The sequence below is a fragment of the Enterobacter cloacae complex sp. ECL414 genome (genome assembly GCF_021869685.1).
Taxonomy (GTDB): Bacteria; Pseudomonadota; Gammaproteobacteria; order Enterobacterales; family Enterobacteriaceae; genus Enterobacter; species Enterobacter kobei.
The window spans coordinates 1,689,526-1,707,647 of sequence record NZ_CP091481.1 but is presented as its reverse complement, the minus strand read 5'-3'; the positions used below and the strand labels follow the sequence as shown (position 1 = coordinate 1,707,647).

Below are 18,122 nucleotides of genomic sequence, written 5' to 3'. Positions count from 1 at the left end.
AATGATGGTCTAAAAATTTAAATCTGTTGTCCTGGAGGGAAAATGGGTGAAACGCAACTGCTGGAACGCATTACGCTCGATCGGCAGGCCATTTCATTTAACCGCATGTACACCACCAGCGCGGTTTACTACCACTGGCATCAGTGCGTTGAATTGCTCTATATTTCCAGCGGTTATGGCATCGTGGTGGTGGACAATCAGCACTACACCGCCCGTCCGGGGCGTTTATTTGTCTTCCCGCCCTTCCGTTTGCACAAAGTGCAGGTCGATCATAGCGATAAGAACCCCTACCACCGCACCACCATGCACATTGCGCAATCGGTCGTCGAAAGTGCGCTCAGCACCTTTCCGCGCCATCAGGCCCGGTTCGACGCGCTGGCCGCCAGCAATCTCCCGGCACAAATTTACGATCTCAGCACGCACGCGGCGTTTATTGAGAGAATACTTGAACAGTTTCAGCACCTGGAGGACAACGCGCAGACCGAGGCCTGCGAGGTGGCATTTCTGGTGATGCAGTTGATGACATGTCTGCCCGAGCAGCCGCAGCCCTACCCGCCGCGCCAGCAGACCGTCGCCTCGCGGATAATGAGCTGGGTCGAAGCCCACTATGCCAGCAAGTTTTCGCTCGATCGGTTAGCGCACGACCTGGGGCTCTCGCGAAGCTATACCTCACGCATTTTCCGCCAGCAGACCGGCGGTAGCATCCACGAATATTTGCTGACCCGGCGGATTAAAAGCAGCTGCGATCTGTTACGGTACAGCGATGAGCCTGTTGACGCCATTGCACTGGCAGTGGGGTTTAGCGAGGTGACCTATTTCATTACCTGCTTTAAAAAGATGATGCGTCAGACGCCGCTGCAGTATCGACGGAGTAACTCCGGCACCAGAATTCCCGGTTAAGGCGGTTTTAACAAACAAAAAACCCAGGTCGCATAACGACCTGGGTTTCGAATTTGGCGGAAGCGTAGAGATTCGAACTCTAGAACCCTTTCGGGTCGCCGGTTTTCAAGACCGGTGCCTTCAACCGCTCGGCCACGCTTCCAAAGTGAGGCGCACTATAAACATCTATTAGCGCCTTGTAAAGCAGGAATTTTTCTATTTCTACGCCCTGGCGTTTAACTGCGCAAAAAATCGCTCATTCCACGATCCCCGCGTCGCTCTCTCCCACTTGTACATACCGTTACACGGCAACGCTCATCCTTCTAAATCGCTCTGGTATAGAATGCCCCAAAATAGACGGCCATTTGTTGTGTAATTGTTATAAAGCCGGTTATTAACGGATTTTAGAAAATTGCCGCCATGTAGTCTTACTGGTTAATGATGAAAATCAAAAATACGTTTTGCTTACATATCCTGATGGCAGCCCTGGCCATTTTATTCCTCAGCATTCACCCGCTGGTGACCAGCTTTGATCCGCCGCTTAAATTCCAGCCGCTGATCAAATCCATGGCGGGCACACCGAAAGAACAAGCGGAAAAAATTGCCACCATTTCCCATGCCCTGGAGGGGAATGCCATTTTCTTCATTGGTGCCTCTGAAGTTGCCACCTCTGAAGATGAACATTACGCGGTCTATCATTATTTTAATCAGCAATTACACCAACCCGTCGTGGCGTATGGCGATGCGTTTGTCGATGATGAAACACAATTTTTACTGTTTTCACGTTTTAAAAATAGCCTTAACGCAAACAGTAAAGTGGTTTTATTGTTGGCACCTGACAGCTTTTACTCAAAAGGTCTGCCACCCGCTATCTATGCGGATAATTTTCCGGGCTCTGTTTTTGATCCCCTGATGAAGGATCCGCAGGCACGTCCGATCCTCATGAATTATTTAAAACATATTGATGCTAAAGAGATAAGCCATTTAACCTTTGGGCAAATGCGTGTCTTCGGCTGGCACCCCGATCTGATTTGGGATGAGATCGGTTTCCAGTTCGCTAATTTTTGTACCCTGATAAAAAACGACTGGCTGTCGCTGCTCAATATCAGGCCTGAGACGGCGCAACCCTGGCCGCAACAGCCAACCACCCACATGACTCCGGACTGGAATAAAGAGCTGGCGAATGCCCGTGAATTAAATAAAGTTCGCCAGCAAAGTGCGGCGACCCTGTGGATGGACAAAACGATTTACGAAGAGGACGGTAAGCCGCAGCAGTGGGATGACACGCCGGTGGTGCCCGGCCAATTCGCCGCGTTCAGGAAAACCGTCCAGCTGCTGAAGGCACATCACGTGCAGGTCATTGCTATCGTCGACCCGGTTAACCCGTGGGCGCTTTACCATACCGACACTTTCCGCCCGTACGATAAGCAAATTCAATCCATTCTGAAAGAGAACCAGATCCCTTATTTAGATATGTACGCTATGCCTTATCAGAATGGCTGGAACTGGGACCGACTGCACCCGACTGAACTGGCCTGGGTGCCTATGCTTCGCTTTATTGCACAGAGTTTTAAATAATGAAAATCGCGATCCGTCTGTTTTTCCTTTATCTCCTGCTTGGGATCACCATCGTCGCGTGGACCGCTGTCGATGACAGCATGAGTATGCAACTGCATTTTGAATATCAGAAATTCTGAGGCCGAATGATGTACAGCTCAGGACTGTTTTTTGTCTGTTTATTTTCATCGGCACTGGTATTTGCGCTGATTAATCGCCTGCTGCGCCATCGCCTGACCTGGTTATCGTCCTTGGCCGTCCTGACAGCATTGGGCTGGAGCTATATTTTTCAGGGCGATTATCGTATTCCGGCGATCGTATTTGGCTGTTTTTATCTTTTCGCCACGTTAAAAGAAAAAGGATGGTTAAAAACCTGGCAGGCGATCGTGTTAACGCTGCTGCCCCTGTTTTTGGTGAAATTACATTTTAATCACCATCTCGGCATGATCGGTCTCTCTTTTATGACCTTTCGCGCGGTGGATGTGCTGTTGTATCGCAGTAAAAAAGAGGGCCAGAATATTCTGCACTATTTCTGCTACCTCTTTATGCCCTTTATTATTCTGGCCGGGCCGATGTACCGCTGGCGGACATGGATGAGCGATGTGAATAAACCCGCATTCACCCTTAACCGTGAACAATGTTTAACAGCGTTAGAGCAGATCGTCACCGGTATCATCCAGAAGTTCCTGTTTGCCATGCTGATCGATTCGCTTGTGGTGCAGCCCTGGAGCCATAAGCCGTTTTCGCTGACCGTCGGCGTGGTGATGTCGATTGCTTACAGCGCCTATCTGTACTTTGATTTTGCAGGTTACAGCAATATGGCCATCGGTGCCGGGCGCTTATTCGGGCTGAATATTCCGGCAAACTTCAATATGCCGCTGCTTGCAAAGAACCCTCAGGACTTCTGGCGGCGCTTCCACATCAGCCTGTCTGAATGGCTGCGCGATGTGGTGTTTATGCCCGTCTATATGAACCTGATGAAGTTCAACTTTTTCCGTCAGAACAAAACGCTGGCGCAAAATATCGGTATTTTTTGCACCCTGTTCTGCATGGGGGCATGGAATGGCCTGGAACGCCATTATGTCATCAGCGGCGCGCTGTTTGGCGCCATTTCTGTCGCACACAACATGCTGCTGTGGTCAGCCAAACGCAGCCCGGCATTACACCGTGGTTTGCAGTATCCGGCAGTGGCGTTTTTGGGGCGAATTCTGACGCTGGGCAGCGCCGCAGGAGCCCTTTACATCTTTAGTGGAATGTCTCCTCTATGAAATATCACACCGATCTGCAGGAACTGCAGGATTTCTTACGTGCGGCATTGCGCGATCCCGCCTCCCCGCAGCAGCTGGCCATCACGGGTAGCGACGAAACCCTCAGCTGGCTACAGCTTTCCGCCGCCGTGATGGACTGGGCGGAACGCTATCAACGCTGCAAGCCTATCGAAGGCACACCGGTCGTATTATATGGTCATCAGCAGGCCGAGTTCGCCGTGGCGATTTATAGCTGCCTGTTGCACAACATTCCGTACATCCCGGTGGATTGCATCTACCCGCAGGAGCGGCTCCGGGAGATTTGTAGCCTGGCCAGTGTCCCTTACTATTACGACGTTGCAACCCGGCAGTTTATTGCCACCGGTGAAGCGGGCAAGGTCCTGGAAGAGCAGGATCTGGCCTATATCATGTTTACCTCAGGCAGCACCGGCAAACCGAAAGGCGTGCAGATTGGACGTGAGAGCGTCTGGCACTTCATGAAATGGGTCAGCCAGGACTTTTCCCTGCCGGCAAAACCGGTGCTGATGAACCACGCGGTGTTCAGCTTTGACCTCTCCCTGATCCCTTTGCTGGCGAACCTGGCGATGGGCGGACACATCGTGCTCAACGCCAAAGAGGATATTCAGAAAGAGAACTGGCTGGCGCGACTCAAAAGCAACGCGGTCTCCGCCTGGGTGTCCACGCCCTCTTTTGCCTACCAGCAGCTGCTGTCCCCGCAGTTTAACAGCGAGTATTTGCCTGAACTCGGCGTCTTTATCTTCATTGGTGAAGTGCTCAATAAAGCGCTGGTTAAACAGCTGCGCCGCCGTTTCCCGCAGGCCAAAATCATCAACTCCTATGGCCCAACGGAAGCGACCATCGCGACGACGGTGGTTGAAATTACGGATGAGATCCTTAACCAGGACAGCGCCGTGCTGCCGGTGGGGGTCATGATGCCGGAGAGCAGAATGGACATTTCCGCCGAGGGCGAGCTGATTATCTGGGGTAAAAACGTCATGCGCGGCTACCTCGGCCTGCCGCAGGAGAACGCGGCAAAATTACTGCATCGGGAAGATGACGCGTGTCGCGGCTACCGGACCGGCGATCTGGGTTATGAAGCGGGGATGATCTATTGCCAGGGTCGCAACGATAGTCAGGTCAAACTGAATGGCTACCGTATTGAAATCAACGAGATCGAAAACCGTCTGCTGGCCATGTCAGGCATTAATGAAGCGGTAGTGATGCCGCTGATGAAACCCTGCGGCAGCGTGCTGCGTATTGCCGCGTTCTGCGTGACGGAAATGGCACCGGATACGATCAAAACCTCGCTGTCGAAAGTGGTTCCCCACTATATGGTGCCTTCACAAATTATCGTAAAAGACGCGTTGCCGCTGAACCCTAACGGCAAAATTGACCGCAAATTGCTGGACGCTTACGCCCGCACTCATTAATTATCCAGGAAACATAATGGAAAACGAAATTCTCGCCCTGTTCGAAAAAGTATTATCCCGTAAAGTGGGCTTTCACGATGAACTGATTGAATCTGATATTCTCGACTCTATTCTGGCAGTCGATATGGTGCTGGAAGTGCAGGACGTTTACGGCTGTATGATCCCGCCAACTGACGTAGCGACGGTGTTGAAGACCCCGGCAGATCTCGCCCGCTATATTGAAGAGAACCGCTAAGCCCCGCTGTATGACCCCGCCCTGGGGGCTCTGGCGCACCGCGCCAGAGCCCTGAATGCAAAATGAATACCTTTCACGGGAATGAAACCCACCGCTGATATGATTTCTCCTACACTTTAGGGGTCGTGTTGTTTTTAACAGAGGAGTCTGCGGTATGGCATTCGTAACAACGAAAGACGGCGTCAACATTTATTACAAAGACTGGGGTCCGAAAGAAGCTCAACCCATTGTTTTCCATCACGGCTGGCCATTGAGTGCCGATGACTGGGATAACCAGATGCTCTTCTTCCTTGCAGAGGGCTATCGCGTTATCGCTATCGATCGTCGTGGTCATGGACGTTCGGATCAGGTCAGTGAAGGTCACGATATGGATCATTATGCGGCCGACGCGTCGGCCGTGGTTGAAAGCCTGGATCTGCACAATGCCGTGCACGTCGGTCACTCTACCGGCGGCGGCCAGGTCGCCCGCTATGTAGCGAAATACGGCCAGCCGCAGGGGCGCGTCGCCAAAGCGGTGCTTGTCAGCGCCGTTCCCCCGCTGATGGTCAAAACAGAGAATAACCCCGGCGGGACACCCATCGAGGTGTTTGACGGCTTCCGTAGTGCGCTGGCAGCCAATCGCGCGCAGTTTTACCTCGACGTAGCCAGCGGCCCTTTTTACGGTTTTAACCGGGATGGCGCGGAGGTTTCACAGGGTACGATTCAGAACTGGTGGCGTCAGGGAATGATTGGCAGTGCCAAAGCGCACTATGAGGGGATTAAGGCGTTTTCAGAGACTGACCAGACGGAGGACTTAAAAGCCATCACGGTTCCCGTTCTGGTAATGCAGGGCGATGACGATCAGGTCGTACCGTATAAGAATGCCGCCCTTCTGCAGGACAAGCTGCTGGCGAACAGCGTGCTGAAAATTTATCCAGGCTTCCCGCACGGGATGCACACCACGCATGCGGAGACCATCAACGCGGACATTCTTGCGTTTATCCGTTCATAAACGTCAGGTTTTAAATTCACGCCAAAAGAAAAACCCCAGCTTAACGAGTAAGCTGGGGTTTATATCTGGCGGAAGCGCAGAGATTCGAACTCTGGAACCCTTTCGGGTCGCCGGTTTTCAAGACCGGTGCCTTCAACCGCTCGGCCACACTTCCTAAGTGAGGCGAACTATAAACACCTCACCGCGTGCTGTAAAGAGTGGCTGCAATCGTTCGCTGTAAAAATAGCCAAAACGCGTTTAATCGGTTGAACTGACGACATATCGGCGATTTTAACAGCATAACATTCAGCCCGCCCTCTTAGTGCTTTTTGATGTACATGTCTTTTGTGAAATAGTACCCGAGCTTATCCGGTGTGAATCCCCCTACCCACGGTTTGACCAGGTGGGTACGAACGTAGTGATAAACCGGAATGGCTGGCACATCACGGCCAAGCAGATCCTCCGCCTGCTGGTAGAACTTACACCGTTCCCCCGCTGTTTTCGCTTTCGCGGCGTTGATCAGGGCCTGGTCGTACTCCGGATTGCTGTACTGGCTGGTATTTTCGCTGTCGCCGGTACGGAAGTTGTTCAGGAAGGTTGCTGCATCGTCGTAGTCCGCAATCCATGCGTAACGCACCGCGTCAAAGTTGTGGGTGTGCATGGTATCCAGCATGGTTTTCCACTCCTGATTTTGCAGCTTCGCGTCCACGCCGAGGTTTTTCTTCCACATGGAGCTGGCGGCAATCGCGATGCGCTGGTGCGATTCAGAGGTGTTATAGAGCAGGTTGAAGCGCAGGGGATGGCTTTCGTTATACCCCGCTTCGCTGAGCAGTTTTTTCGCCTCCGCGATGCGCTTGTCCAGCGGCCAGCTGGCGTAATCCGGGTTCTGCAGCTTGACCCCACCGATGTCCGGCTGGCTAATCAGCCACGCCGGACGCTGCCCCTGCCCTAACACTTTCCCTGCAATGATGTCTTTATCCAGCGCCATATTCAGCGCCTTACGCACGCGCGCGTCGTTAAACGGCGGGCGCGTGGTGTTGAACTCGTAGTAATAGGTCGCGAGCTGCGGTGAAACGTCCAGCTCGCTGCCAAGGGTTTTCTTCAGCTGGGCAAACTGGTTAATGGGGACCGTGTAGACAATATCAATTTCACCCGCTTTATAGCGGTTCACATCTGAAGCTTCAGAGGTGATGGGCAAATACGTCACTTTGTTGATAACGGTATGCGCATTATCCCAGTAGCGCGCGTTACGCTCCGCCACAATGCGTTCGTTGACCACCCACTGAGAAAGTTTATACGCCCCGCTGCTGACGAAATGCTCCGGCTTGGTCCACTTATCGCCAAAACGCCCAATCAGCACTTTGTCCACCGGTACCAGCGACGGGTGCGCAAGCATCGCAAGGAAAGCCGCGTTTGGCTGCGTGAGCGTCACTTCCAGGGTGGTGTCGTTAATCGCTTTTACCCCCAGCGTATCGGGGGCTTTTTTCCCCTGGGCGATATCGGCCGCGTTGGCAATATGCATGTTACCCGGATAGCTGGCATACGGTGACGCCGTTTTAGGATCGATCAGGCGCTGCCAGCTCCAGACCACATCTTCTGCGGTAATCGCTGTCCCGTCGCTCCAGGTGATGCCCGGCCGCAAATGGAACGTCCAGACGGTATTGTCTTTGTTCTCCCACTTTTCCGCCAGCCGGGGCTGAATTTCACCCGTCGGGGAGACGCTCACCAGACCTTCGAATAAATCGCTGATAATATTGAATTCGACATCGCTTTCGACTTTATGCGGATCGAGCGAAGCCGGTTCACTGCCATTATTTCTGACCAGTTCCTGTTTCTCTGCCAGCGCGGTTCCTGCCGGGACGTTGGCCGCCCAGGATGCCGTACTGGCGCACAGAATCCCGGCGGTAAGTAAAGAGAGTGTAAAGCGCGTGCGTGTTTGTGGTTTCATGTTCTTCGCCTTATTGTCTGTTTTATGACGATCCGGAGATAACTCTTAGCGCCCTAAGGGTAATAACGCAATATTTTTCAGTAACCTATAAGAGGTTGATCTGGTAAATTTTCTCAAACCGCTGTTCATTCTGGTGAAATGCATTTCTGCAGAAGAAATAACCATCTCCTTCGCTAACGTGCTGAGTAAAGATGGGTAAAACCACTTTGAGACTGGCTCGCCGTTTCCTATTCTTTCCGCTAATTACATCTGTCATAAGAGAGTGACTCATGGATCGTATTATTACTTCTTCACGCGACCGCACATCGCTACTCAGTACCCACAAGGTGCTGCGCAATACCTATTTCATGCTCAGCCTGACGCTGGCGTTTTCGGCGATCACTGCCACCGCCAGCACCGTGCTGATGCTGCCGTCTCCGGGGCTGATCCTGACGCTGGTGGGGATGTATGGGCTGATGTTCCTGACCTACAAAACCGCGGATAAACCGGTCGGTATTCTGTCCGCGTTCGCCTTCACCGGCTTCCTGGGCTATATCCTGGGGCCGATTCTGAACGCGTATCTGTCTGCCGGTATGGGCGACGTGATTGGCATGGCGCTGGGCGGTACCGCGCTGGTGTTCTTCTGCTGCTCGGCCTACGTGCTGACCACCCGTAAGGACATGTCCTTCCTCGGCGGTATGCTGATGGCGGGTATTGTGGTGGTGCTGATTGGTATGGTGGCAAACATCTTCCTGCAGCTGCCTGCCCTGCATCTGGCGATTAGCGCGGTGTTTATCCTGCTGTCATCTGGCGCGATCCTGTATGAAACCAGCAACATCATTCACGGCGGTGAGACGAACTACATTCGCGCCACCGTGAGCCTGTATGTATCGCTGTACAACATCTTCGTCAGCCTGCTGAGCATTCTGGGCTTCGCCAGCCGGGATTAATCTGCATCACTGATACGAAAAAAGAGAATGCCCATGGCATTCTCTTTTTTTTGTCTTATTCTCCCCGGCAGATATAGGTAGGATAACGCCGATCCTGAATCAGCCACACGGCGGGCGACAGTTCAGAGATCGTCAGGTAGTAACGTGCGGTCGGATAGGCGAAGCTTCCCCATTGAGCATCCGGGGTATTGTCATTGTGTCGACGCCGGGTTTTGGTGTAGCTCAATACAATGACGTTATCATCTTTCCGTTGCTCCCAGGTAAAGTCGACATCCCTGTCAACGATCAAACATTGCCCGCCAGCCCTTGCCGCGCCTTTGTAAGTCGTCAACCCGGTTCCATCCTGATGAAAATAGAACTGAGCAAAGGTATTGACCTTCACCTCACTTGCTTTTCCCTCATTGCGCGTGAAATTAAATTCTGTACTGCAGGCAAGCACATCCTTTTTACCCAGGCCGCCAGAACAGTAAAAAAGCGCTATTGCACCACCAACCAGTACACCGCTCAGCCCAAAAATAAGTTTTATTTTCATTTTTCAGCCCCGCTTTTATAACGAATGGTTTTGCACAGTCTGGTTTTACTTCCCGGGCAGGCACCAATGAAAACCTCATCCGCGGCGGAAATAGCAAAACGGGCGCTGAAATAATAAATATTATACTCTTCTCGCTCGCATGCCACGTTATTCGCCTCCAGCTGTTTCGCTAATTTCGATAACACTAACGGCCGTCCATGATCGTTAATTATCCAGATACTGCAACGCGCAATTTTTTCCTTAACTGGCGTGAGTTTCGCCGGAACGGTTATCCCCTGCGGGCGGCTAAAGTACAGGCATCCCCCTAGTGCAGCGACGATCGCGACCGCCGTAATCGCCCCCCTTTTCAGGAACGTGCGCCGCGGCTTTACGTCTTGCTGTTCAACCGGAGACTGAGAATCAACGGGTTGAATATTCTCCCGAGGCTGAAAAATCACATCGGCCTCAAAACGAAATCCATAGCGGGGTACGGTCACGATAAATTCATGCCCCTCTCCCAGCGACTGGAAGCTTTTACGTAATTCGCTTACCGCTTTATTGAGATTATTTCCTGATGGCGTAAAGCCGAACGCTTCCCACACGCGCGCGATCAATTCATCCCGGCTAAGGTCACGACCTCTGTGCTTAATAAACTCCTGTAAAAGACGAACGGCCGGTGCCGAAAGCGTTAATACAGACTCGGGTTGTCCAACAAGACTTATTGCATGTGATTCAGGATCGAATAACAACGAATTATTGCATATAAAAAACATCTTTTATTCTCGGCTGTTACCGCATGCTTTTTAATCCCTGGTACATCGACATGAAAATCACCTCCTGATCTGCTTATTTTGTAATCAGAAGGAATTTTCTTCCCATCCCTGGTCGCGGTATTTTCGCTTAACTATACAACCTTAAAGACAGAAAAGCAGGATAAAAAACTGTATTTAACGAGTTAATTAATACAAATTTTCACAAACCGCTGTTCTGGTTAAAGTTTCCCTGCCCTGAAGCGATACGAAAGCAGACGGTGTCCTGGTGTTAACGCGCCACCGATGAACTCAGAGCAGGCAGGCAGAATGTGAAACAGAAAAAAAGAGTGAACATGACAACCGCCTTTTATGTCGCCGCGCTGTCATTACCATTTTTCTCAGAAATGGCAATGGCCAATATGAGCGTGTACCCGATGGAACTTAACGTGGATAAGTCCGGGGCGGCGCAAATAAAAGTGGCTTCAAAAACGGATGATATTCAGTTCATTCGGGTGAGGCAAAAGAAAATTCTTAATCCCGGTACTGCCGAGGAAAAAGAGATTGATGTGGCCTCGTGGAAAGAAGGTGGCGTTGTTGTGACGCCAGAAAAATTTGCCCTGGCGGCTGGCGCAATGCGCGTCGTTCGTCTGGTATCGCTCACGCCACCGGAAAAAGAGACCACCTGGCGCGTCTATTTTGAAGGGGTAAAGCAACCTGACAGCATTATTCCAGGTCAGGCAGAAAGCGCTGCGGCGAAGGCGACATTGGGCGTCAATGTCATCTGGGGCGCCCTGATCCACCTCGCCCCGGAAAAAAGTGTGGTTTCACTCTCGATAGACCCTCGCAGGGGGACGTTAAAAAACAACGGTACGCTGCGCGTGCCGCTGAGAGAGGTCGGTATTTGTGACGCAAATTCGTCGTGTAAATGGATTAAAGAAGACGCGACGATTTATCCAGACACCGAACGGAAATTAAAAACGCTCACAAAGACACAAGGCCATAAATATAAATTCCGCTACTTCAACTGGGTGAATAAAACCGCTGAAGAAGCTGATTTACCCGTCGTGCAATAACACGACGTTACCGTAAAGACCCCAAAGGGTTTGTTTAAAGAGCCAGGGTGCTCATTTGTAAATATGGAGATATCAATGCGTAAGTATTTTAAACCCCTGATGATTGTTGCCGCGATGACCACGTCCGTTAGCGCGCTGGCGATCCAAAAAGATATTACCGTCAACGCCAGCGTTGATTCACAGCTGGATATGACCCAGGCCGATAATACGCCGCTGCCGGCAAGCATCGATATGCAGTACCTGCCAGGCCGCGGTCTGGAAAGCTACCGCCTGAATACCAAGGTATGGTCTAACTCCGCCACCAGCAACGTGAAAGTCCGTCTGGTGAGTGCCGCGAAGCTGGCAAATGCCGACGGTGCTGAGTCCATCCCAATGACGGTGAAGCTGGGCGATAAAACCCTCTCTACCGCCGATGTTGAATATACCGGTACCGAACTGTTCCCGGGGAGCATTGAAAACGGTTCAGCGGTACTGCCGCTGACCATTTCTCAGACCACCAAAGGCATTCTGAAAACCGGTCAGTACAGCGGCGTTGTCAGCCTGATGCTGACGCAAGCGACGACCACGGAAGGCGGTGCGTAACACCACAGCACCTAAGGAATAACGTCAGAGGGTGCCCACCCTCTGACGTCAGGATGATGTCGAGGCTCGTTCATGGCGTTTCACAGAAATACTCTCCTCTTTGTTGCTTTGTTACCCGCTTCCATCCAACTCGCCTGTGCCGGGATGACCGTCCCGGCAGGTTTTGAAGATCTGGCGAAAACCCAGCGCCTGTGGACAGAGGTAAACCTCTATGGCGAGTCGCTTGGCCTTTTTGAAACGGATATCACGCTTGAAACGGTCAGTTTTGTCGCACCTGAAACCGTTGTAGCAGCCATCAAACGACGGTTTAACGACGACCCTGCTCTCGTAGCCACCGTGTCTGCCACGCTGGCCGTTCCGCTTGCCCGTAACGGCAACCTGGCCTGCAGCAGCAACAGCTCCGCAGCGGGCTGCGATTACATTGATACCGACCGCGCGGCCATTATCTATGACGAGAATAACGCCCGTATTAGCCTGTTTTTAGACAAGAAATTCCTGCCTAAAGCCACCGCGGAAAATCAGTGGTATCAGCCCACGCAGGACACCGAAAATGCGCTTATCCATCAGCAGAATGTTAATTTTGTTGCCGACAGGGATTATCAGTCAGCCACCGTGCAGGGCAATGGCGCGCTGGCGCTCACGCAGGACGGCTATGTTAACCTCGACTGGACCTGGCTGGGACAGCGTTCAAGGCACCAGCAGCAACAGGAAATCACCGTTAACAATGCCTGGTTCCGCCAGGATATCTTGCGCCAGTACTATGTCCAGCTGGGCGAAATGGATACCCGCGATCTGTTCAGTAATGCCGGTGGAAATATCAACCTCAGCCAGCTGCCGCTGGGGAAAATTCGCGGCGTGCGCGCAGGCTCAACACGGGCGTGGATAAATCCGGTTCAGCAGTCAAAGGGAACCCCTATCACCGTGCTGCTTTCCCATGACGCGCGTATTGATGCCCGCCGTGGCAGTCAACTGCTGGCCAGCTTTTACCTGAATGCCGGGGCGCAAACTCTCGACACGCGATCGTTTCCGGACGGGAGCTACACCGTCACGCTGTCGGTCTATGAAAATAACCGGCTAACGCGTACCGAGCAGGTGCCGTTTACCCGAACCGGCATTACGCCATTCGACCGCGTCGAGTGGTTCCTGCAGGCGGGTGAAACCGACAATAGCGATCAAAACGAAGAACCCAGCGCGGTTGCGCAGGCGGGCGTACGCCTGCCCGTCACCGAGATCTTAGCGCTTACCAGCGGAGCAACGATAAAGCAAAACCAGCGCTTCCTGGAAAATGCGCTCGACTGGAGCCGGGGCTTCAACGCGGGCCCGATCGACGGCGTGCTGAGTACCCGGTTTAGCTACCTTTACGGCAGCGAAGGCCAGCGCGGCAATATTCAGCAAATCAGCTACAACGACGGTTTTTCACTGAGCCTCTATCGCAACGCGCTATCAGCGGAAAACTGCAACACCCGAAGCGCCGGGTTTGACGCCGTGAACGGCTGTTATCGCACCCTCTCGGTGATGTTTTCCGTCCCTGTCGGCGCCTGGTATGCGAGCCTCGGCTATTCGGATAACCGCAACGAAGGACGGTACGTTTCACGCCGGGAGCTGCCGGATAACGACGATCGCCACGATGCGGGTTTGCCGTGGGAATCGGTCTATATGACCCGCTCGCGCTCGCGGGCCTGGCAGGGAGGCCTGAGCAATGCCTTTAGCACCCATGGTCTGAACATTAACAGCAGCGTTAACCTCTTCATGCGCAACGATGATGCCCGCGACGGCAGGGACAAAGGCGGCTACCTGAGCGTGAGCCTGTCCATGGCGCATAACCGTCAGGGTGATGCGTCTAGCTATACCTCTCTGGGGGCGACCTGGCAGCACCAGCAGCGTGAAAAAAATCAGCTGAGCTACAACGTGGCGCATAACTGGTACAGCGATGCACGCGGTGAAAACGAGTACGGCCTTAGCGCATCAGGCATTAACAGCGACTCGCTGAATACCTCAGCTTATACGCGCCAGGGCGGGCGATATGGCAACGGCAGTCTGACCGTCAGCGACGCCTGGGATCGTCAGGACAGACGCCATACGCTGAGCACCAGCGGCAACTACAGCTCGACACTTGCGCTGTCGCGTTCTGGCCTGTGGCTGGGCCGCTGGAGCGACGGACGCCCTGCTTCCGCCGTCGCGGTTAACGTTGCCACACCGACTGATACCCAGGCTCCGAGCGTTGCCGTGTCGCTGGATAACAGCGGGAGCGCAGACATTCCGGGTAATAGCCGCGCCCTCTTCGCCGTACCGGGCTACCAGCAGACCACGTTGACGATTAACGAATCGCTGGATGTATCCCGGGGAGCCAGCAGTGAGATCACGCAAGGTTCAGGCAGCAGAACGCTGTTTATGGTGCCAGGCAAGCTGCTGCGTCGGGATGTGCAAACCACCGCAAGCTACACCTGGCTCGGCCAGTTAACCGACGAGCGTCATTCGCCGTTTATCGGTGGTGTGCCGCTGAACGTTAACGGCTGGAGCGATCTCGGCAACGGCGGATTCAGCGCCCAGAGCGATGCCCTGCTGCATAACCTCTACCTGGTGCGTCAGCAGCAGTTTTATCAGTGCGAACTCAACGTGAAAAGTATGCGCGACGTGGTGCGCTATGTCGGCTCAATTCCTTGTCGGGAATTAACCTTCTCGGCCCTGCCGGATGCCGTCCAGCAGCAGGCGCAGCTGATGCTCGCCGGACGGTCGGTACCTGCCGGGCCAACTGCCATGAACGCCGACAACCTCAAAAAAGGGAAATGATGTGATGAAGTACCTCTTTATTTTACTGTTGTTAAGCCTGTGGACAGGCCAGACGCTGGCGGGCGCCCCTGCGGAACGAAACACCAGCGTTGGGATCAGCTTCGATCGCACGGCACCGCCTGCGCGTTTCGATATCTGGTTGCATGAATCGGGCGGCTTTGACACCGCCGACCCGCAAAAATGGGGGCGTAACACCCTGACCTGTGAGTCCCGGACTGATACCGCGTACGGGGCCTGCGCGACCTCTCCGGTCTGGAGGACGAGTAACTCGGCCGCACCCTATGCCATCAATTTACGTTTTACGCATGCCCTCTCCAGCAAGACGGTGGATATCAAGGTAAATGGCGATCATTACATATTTATCCGAAACGAAGTGTTTACCTATGCCAGCTACGTAGCAATGGGATCGGACACAATCGCTGACTGGAACAGAGAACCGTATTTTGATTTCTATATTGTGAAAAGCGAACTGGATAAGCTCGCCCTGCCGGGGATCTGGACAGCAACGCTGAAGCAGAACCTGCGTCAATGGGATAGCGCCGACTGCGGAGGAAACTGGAATGACGTGAATGTCGGCTGTCCTGGCTATCTCACTATCGCCAGGTGGCAGGCAAACATTCGCATTGAGGTGGTCGATCCGGGTAATCAGCAGATTTATCTGCCGGCATTTCCGCACTCCACGCCCATCGTTAACCTCAACCTGACTAACTTCCCGGGGCGGCCGGGTGGCAGTGAGATCCAGGGAGAAAATACGCTGGATATGTGCCTGTACGATGGTAAAAACAGCACCAGCACCCGCACCTACCTTCGGTTTGAGGACGACGGACTCGCCTCAGCGGGCCGTACTGAAGGTGCGTTTTCAATCAGGCGACGCGGAGGAAGCCAGACCGATGCGCGGGACCGTCTCGACTATCAGGTCTTTGTCACCCATCCCATCACAGGCGCAACAGACATCGTCGCTAACGGTAAAACCGTGGTCTGGCAAGGGACTAACGATCCGCAGTATCTGCGTCAGGTCGTCCTTCCCGGCGGACGCGAGAGCGTACTGTGCGTGCCAGCCCCTATTATCCTGAAAACCCCTTCATTTACTGCCAGCAGCAAAAATGCCGGGGATTACACCGGCACGCTACGCATTATCTACACACCCAGTACGTTATAAAGAGGCCGCCGTGAATTACGTTATTCTTGATAATAATCGCTTTTATGCCGAAGGTTTACGCTACGCCCTTCTGCGCCGTAACGCTCAGATGCTGGTTGACAGCGGCGCGGTAACGTGGCGCCATTCGTTATTGGCCTGCGACACCCTCGTTGTGCGCTGCCGCTTTTCCGTCGCCGGGACGCATCAGGCGCTGGTTGAGATTCTGCTTCAGCTGGAGGCCAGCCGCTGGGAAGGAACGCTTTATCTGGTGTGCAATGAAAAAGGCTGGGCGCTGGCCACGCATCTGCGAAAGCGTTTTGCCACGCTGACCTCATATATTATTGATGACAGAATTGCCGTCGCGGATGCAGCGTATCTGCTTGCAAAAGAGCCCCGTCGGGTCCGCAGCCTGAATTGTTGCCTGACGGGCATGGAGTTCAATGTTCTGGACAGGCTGGTTAACGGGCAATCGGTAAGACATGTTGCGACAATGACGCAGATGAGCGAAAAACAGGTCTCGACGTACAAATGCAACGCGTTAAAAAAGCTGAATGCCAACAATCTGCTACAGCTTCTTCTATAGACCGAAGTTTCTCATGCCGCCCCTTCTTTGCTAGACTAGGGGCGGTTTTTACTTTATCGACAGAGCACTATGTTCATTTTTGCAGGCCAGGAAATTGAGACCGATAGCGAAGGCTATCTGAAAGATACCACGCTATGGAGCGAGCCACTGGCGGAAAAAATCGCCGAAAACGAAGGTATCACCCTCTCCCCCGAACACTGGGAAGTCGTGCGTTTTGTGCGCGAATTTTATCTCGAATTTAATACCTCTCCGGCGATCCGCATGCTGGTGAAAGCGATGGCCAATAAGTTTGGCGAAGAGAAAGGCAACAGCCGCTATCTGTATCGTCTGTTTCCGAAAGGCCCGGCAAAACAGGCCACCAAAATTGCTGGCCTGCCAAAGCCGGTGAAGTGCATTTAATAACGAATACTGAAGTTCTCGTATTCCCGGCCGGGTTGATGCGGTTCCGTTAGCACCCTGTCAACCCGCGCGCTGCGCGGGCCACCCGCTTTCAGCCACACCATCAGTTTTTCTACCTGCTTCGCGTCGCCACAGGCGACCACCTCAACGCTGCCGTCATCCATGTTTCGCGCATAGCCCGTGATCCCGAGCTGAAGAGCCTCACGCTGGGTGCTGTAGCGGAACCCGACGCCCTGAACGATGCCGTGAACCCAGGCAATAGTGCAAACTTTTGACATTTTTCTTCTCCTTAACGTAGCGTTTTCGGCAAACAGCCGTAGTGCTGCCGAAAGCGGGCGGTGAAACGAGAACTGGAAAGATACCCACATTGTAATGCGATTTCGCCAATGGGTAATCGGGTCGATTGCAGCTGTGACAGCGCAACGGCCATTCTCACCTCTTCCACGATCTGGCGAAAACTCTGCGACTCTTCACGCAACTTTCTGCGCAGCGTCGGCACGCTTAAGGCCAGACGGCTTGCGATATCCTGCGCAGTCCAGGATCTGGCCGGCGATAGCATGATGAACTGTCGCACCTGCTCAGTCAGGTTACTGCTTCGCTCAATAAGCAGCGGACCTGCCACGCCTTCATGCAGCAATGCCAGCAAAAGACCGAAGGCCTGATGTTTTTGTAACGCCTCCGGTAAATCCTGACGCACGGCGTGCAGCAGGTTATCCCACATAAACGCCAGCCCTTCGCTCAACGGGACACAAAGGGAATGTAACGTCGTGCCCGGCCAGGATTTCAGGTAATGCGCTTTAAACTCGGCCAGGATCTCTGGCGACAACATCAGCAAGTCCGATCGAAACATGCCGTTCGCAGGCTGATTAATAATCTCCATTGACGTATTGGCCGGGATAATAATCAGCGCATCCCTCGTTGCCACCAGGCGATTGTCATCCTGAACAATGACCTTACTGCCGTGAGTAATGTGACAAATGGCTGGAAAAAAAAGTTTAACCTGGTGCAGGCGATGCATTTTGCTGGCACTGACTTCGCCCGCCGTCAGCTGTTTATGTTGAAGGTAAAACTCCTGCAC

Annotated in this window: 18 protein-coding genes and 2 tRNA genes; 13 read left to right on the top strand and 7 right to left on the bottom strand. The window is 53.2% G+C overall.

The features are described from left to right. The first annotated feature begins 42 nt into the window (after window positions 1–42). Complete coding sequence (locus tag L3068_RS07930; RefSeq protein ID WP_117581331.1) at window positions 43–900, top strand: AraC family transcriptional regulator; 858 nt, start codon at window positions 43–45, stop codon at window positions 898–900. 54 nt (window positions 901–954) lie between these two features. On the opposite strand, the gene L3068_RS07925 is transcribed toward L3068_RS07930, so the two are convergent. After that, window positions 955–1,042: transfer RNA gene (locus L3068_RS07925), tRNA-Ser, on the bottom strand. 278 nt (window positions 1,043–1,320) lie between these two features. Between L3068_RS07925 and L3068_RS07920 the strand changes: the two genes are divergently transcribed. The 5 genes from L3068_RS07920 (at window position 1,321) to L3068_RS07900 (ending at window position 6,360) form a co-directional block, all read left to right on the top strand. Beyond that, the gene (locus L3068_RS07920; RefSeq protein WP_063614077.1) at window positions 1,321–2,457 is read left to right on the top strand and encodes a D-alanyl-lipoteichoic acid biosynthesis protein DltD; all 1,137 of its coding nucleotides are present in this window, start codon (window positions 1,321–1,323) and stop codon (window positions 2,455–2,457) included. 128 nt (window positions 2,458–2,585) lie between these two features. Next, window positions 2,586–3,704, top strand: a complete 1,119-nt coding sequence (locus L3068_RS07915; protein ID WP_117581404.1) for an MBOAT family O-acyltransferase — start codon at window positions 2,586–2,588, stop codon at window positions 3,702–3,704. After that, the gene (locus L3068_RS07910) at window positions 3,701–5,134 is read left to right on the top strand and encodes an AMP-binding protein (protein WP_045134642.1); all 1,434 of its coding nucleotides are present in this window, start codon (window positions 3,701–3,703) and stop codon (window positions 5,132–5,134) included. Before L3068_RS07915 ends, L3068_RS07910 begins: the two co-directional genes overlap by 4 nt. 16 nt (window positions 5,135–5,150) lie before the next feature. Next, on the top strand, window positions 5,151–5,369 hold the full coding sequence (locus tag L3068_RS07905; protein WP_023332630.1) for an acyl carrier protein: 219 nt from the start codon (window positions 5,151–5,153) through the stop codon (window positions 5,367–5,369). 154 nt (window positions 5,370–5,523) lie between these two features. Beyond that, the gene (locus tag L3068_RS07900; RefSeq protein ID WP_014883268.1) at window positions 5,524–6,360 is read left to right on the top strand and encodes an alpha/beta fold hydrolase; all 837 of its coding nucleotides are present in this window, start codon (window positions 5,524–5,526) and stop codon (window positions 6,358–6,360) included. 66 nt (window positions 6,361–6,426) lie between these two features. On the opposite strand, the gene L3068_RS07895 is transcribed toward L3068_RS07900, so the two are convergent. Both L3068_RS07895 and L3068_RS07890 read right to left on the bottom strand, forming a co-directional pair. Continuing rightward, a tRNA-Ser gene (locus L3068_RS07895) sits at window positions 6,427–6,514 on the bottom strand. A gap of 144 nt (window positions 6,515–6,658) precedes the next feature. Beyond that, window positions 6,659–8,287 carry an ABC transporter substrate-binding protein gene (locus L3068_RS07890; RefSeq protein WP_117581327.1) on the bottom strand — a complete coding sequence of 543 codons (1,629 nt, stop codon included), beginning with the start codon at window positions 8,285–8,287 and terminating at the stop codon, window positions 6,659–6,661. 269 nt (window positions 8,288–8,556) lie between these two features. Between L3068_RS07890 and yccA the strand changes: the two genes are divergently transcribed. Beyond that, a complete protein-coding gene (yccA, locus tag L3068_RS07885) occupies window positions 8,557–9,216 on the top strand; it encodes an FtsH protease modulator YccA (protein ID WP_013097244.1) in 660 nt (219 codons plus the stop codon). Between the two features lie 55 nt (window positions 9,217–9,271). Here the strand turns inward: yccA and L3068_RS07880 are convergent, their stop codons facing one another. Both L3068_RS07880 and L3068_RS07875 read right to left on the bottom strand, forming a co-directional pair. After that, window positions 9,272–9,748, bottom strand: a complete 477-nt coding sequence (locus tag L3068_RS07880; protein WP_045134644.1) for a hypothetical protein — start codon at window positions 9,746–9,748, stop codon at window positions 9,272–9,274. Then, window positions 9,745–10,500: a winged helix-turn-helix domain-containing protein gene (locus L3068_RS07875; protein WP_032637043.1), complete on the bottom strand. Its 756-nt coding sequence runs from the start codon at window positions 10,498–10,500 to the stop codon at window positions 9,745–9,747. Before L3068_RS07875 ends, L3068_RS07880 begins: the two co-directional genes overlap by 4 nt. A 308-nt stretch (window positions 10,501–10,808) precedes the next feature. On the opposite strand from L3068_RS07875, the gene L3068_RS07870 reads away from it, so the two are divergent. The 6 genes from L3068_RS07870 to tusE all read left to right on the top strand — a co-directional run bounded on the left by L3068_RS07870 (window position 10,809) and on the right by tusE (window position 17,044). Further along, on the top strand, window positions 10,809–11,552 hold the full coding sequence (locus L3068_RS07870) for a hypothetical protein (RefSeq protein ID WP_063666689.1): 744 nt from the start codon (window positions 10,809–10,811) through the stop codon (window positions 11,550–11,552). Window positions 11,553–11,627: 75 nt separating this feature from the next. After that, window positions 11,628–12,134, top strand: a complete 507-nt coding sequence (locus tag L3068_RS07865) for a CS1 type fimbrial major subunit (protein WP_023332625.1) — start codon at window positions 11,628–11,630, stop codon at window positions 12,132–12,134. Between the two features lie 72 nt (window positions 12,135–12,206). Further along, window positions 12,207–14,924: a TcfC E-set like domain-containing protein gene (locus L3068_RS07860; RefSeq protein WP_117581325.1), complete on the top strand. Its 2,718-nt coding sequence runs from the start codon at window positions 12,207–12,209 to the stop codon at window positions 14,922–14,924. A 1-nt stretch (window position 14,925) separates the two neighbouring features. Next, window positions 14,926–16,083, top strand: a complete 1,158-nt coding sequence (locus L3068_RS07855; protein WP_181969315.1) for a CblD like pilus biogenesis initiator family protein — start codon at window positions 14,926–14,928, stop codon at window positions 16,081–16,083. 10 nt (window positions 16,084–16,093) lie between these two features. After that, window positions 16,094–16,645 carry a LuxR C-terminal-related transcriptional regulator gene (locus L3068_RS07850; RefSeq protein WP_063666698.1) on the top strand — a complete coding sequence of 184 codons (552 nt, stop codon included), beginning with the start codon at window positions 16,094–16,096 and terminating at the stop codon, window positions 16,643–16,645. 69 nt (window positions 16,646–16,714) lie between these two features. Beyond that, a complete protein-coding gene (tusE, locus tag L3068_RS07845; protein ID WP_008499913.1) occupies window positions 16,715–17,044 on the top strand; it encodes a sulfurtransferase TusE in 330 nt (109 codons plus the stop codon). On the opposite strand, the gene yccX is transcribed toward tusE, so the two are convergent. Both yccX and L3068_RS07835 read right to left on the bottom strand, forming a co-directional pair. Further along, window positions 17,041–17,322 carry an acylphosphatase gene (gene yccX / locus L3068_RS07840; RefSeq protein WP_023332620.1) on the bottom strand — a complete coding sequence of 94 codons (282 nt, stop codon included), beginning with the start codon at window positions 17,320–17,322 and terminating at the stop codon, window positions 17,041–17,043. The genes tusE and yccX overlap by 4 nt on opposite strands. A gap of 11 nt (window positions 17,323–17,333) precedes the next feature. Beyond that, window positions 17,334–18,062 carry an AraC family transcriptional regulator gene (locus tag L3068_RS07835; RefSeq protein ID WP_198925977.1) on the bottom strand — a complete coding sequence of 243 codons (729 nt, stop codon included), beginning with the start codon at window positions 18,060–18,062 and terminating at the stop codon, window positions 17,334–17,336. Window positions 18,063–18,122 lie beyond the last annotated feature (60 nt).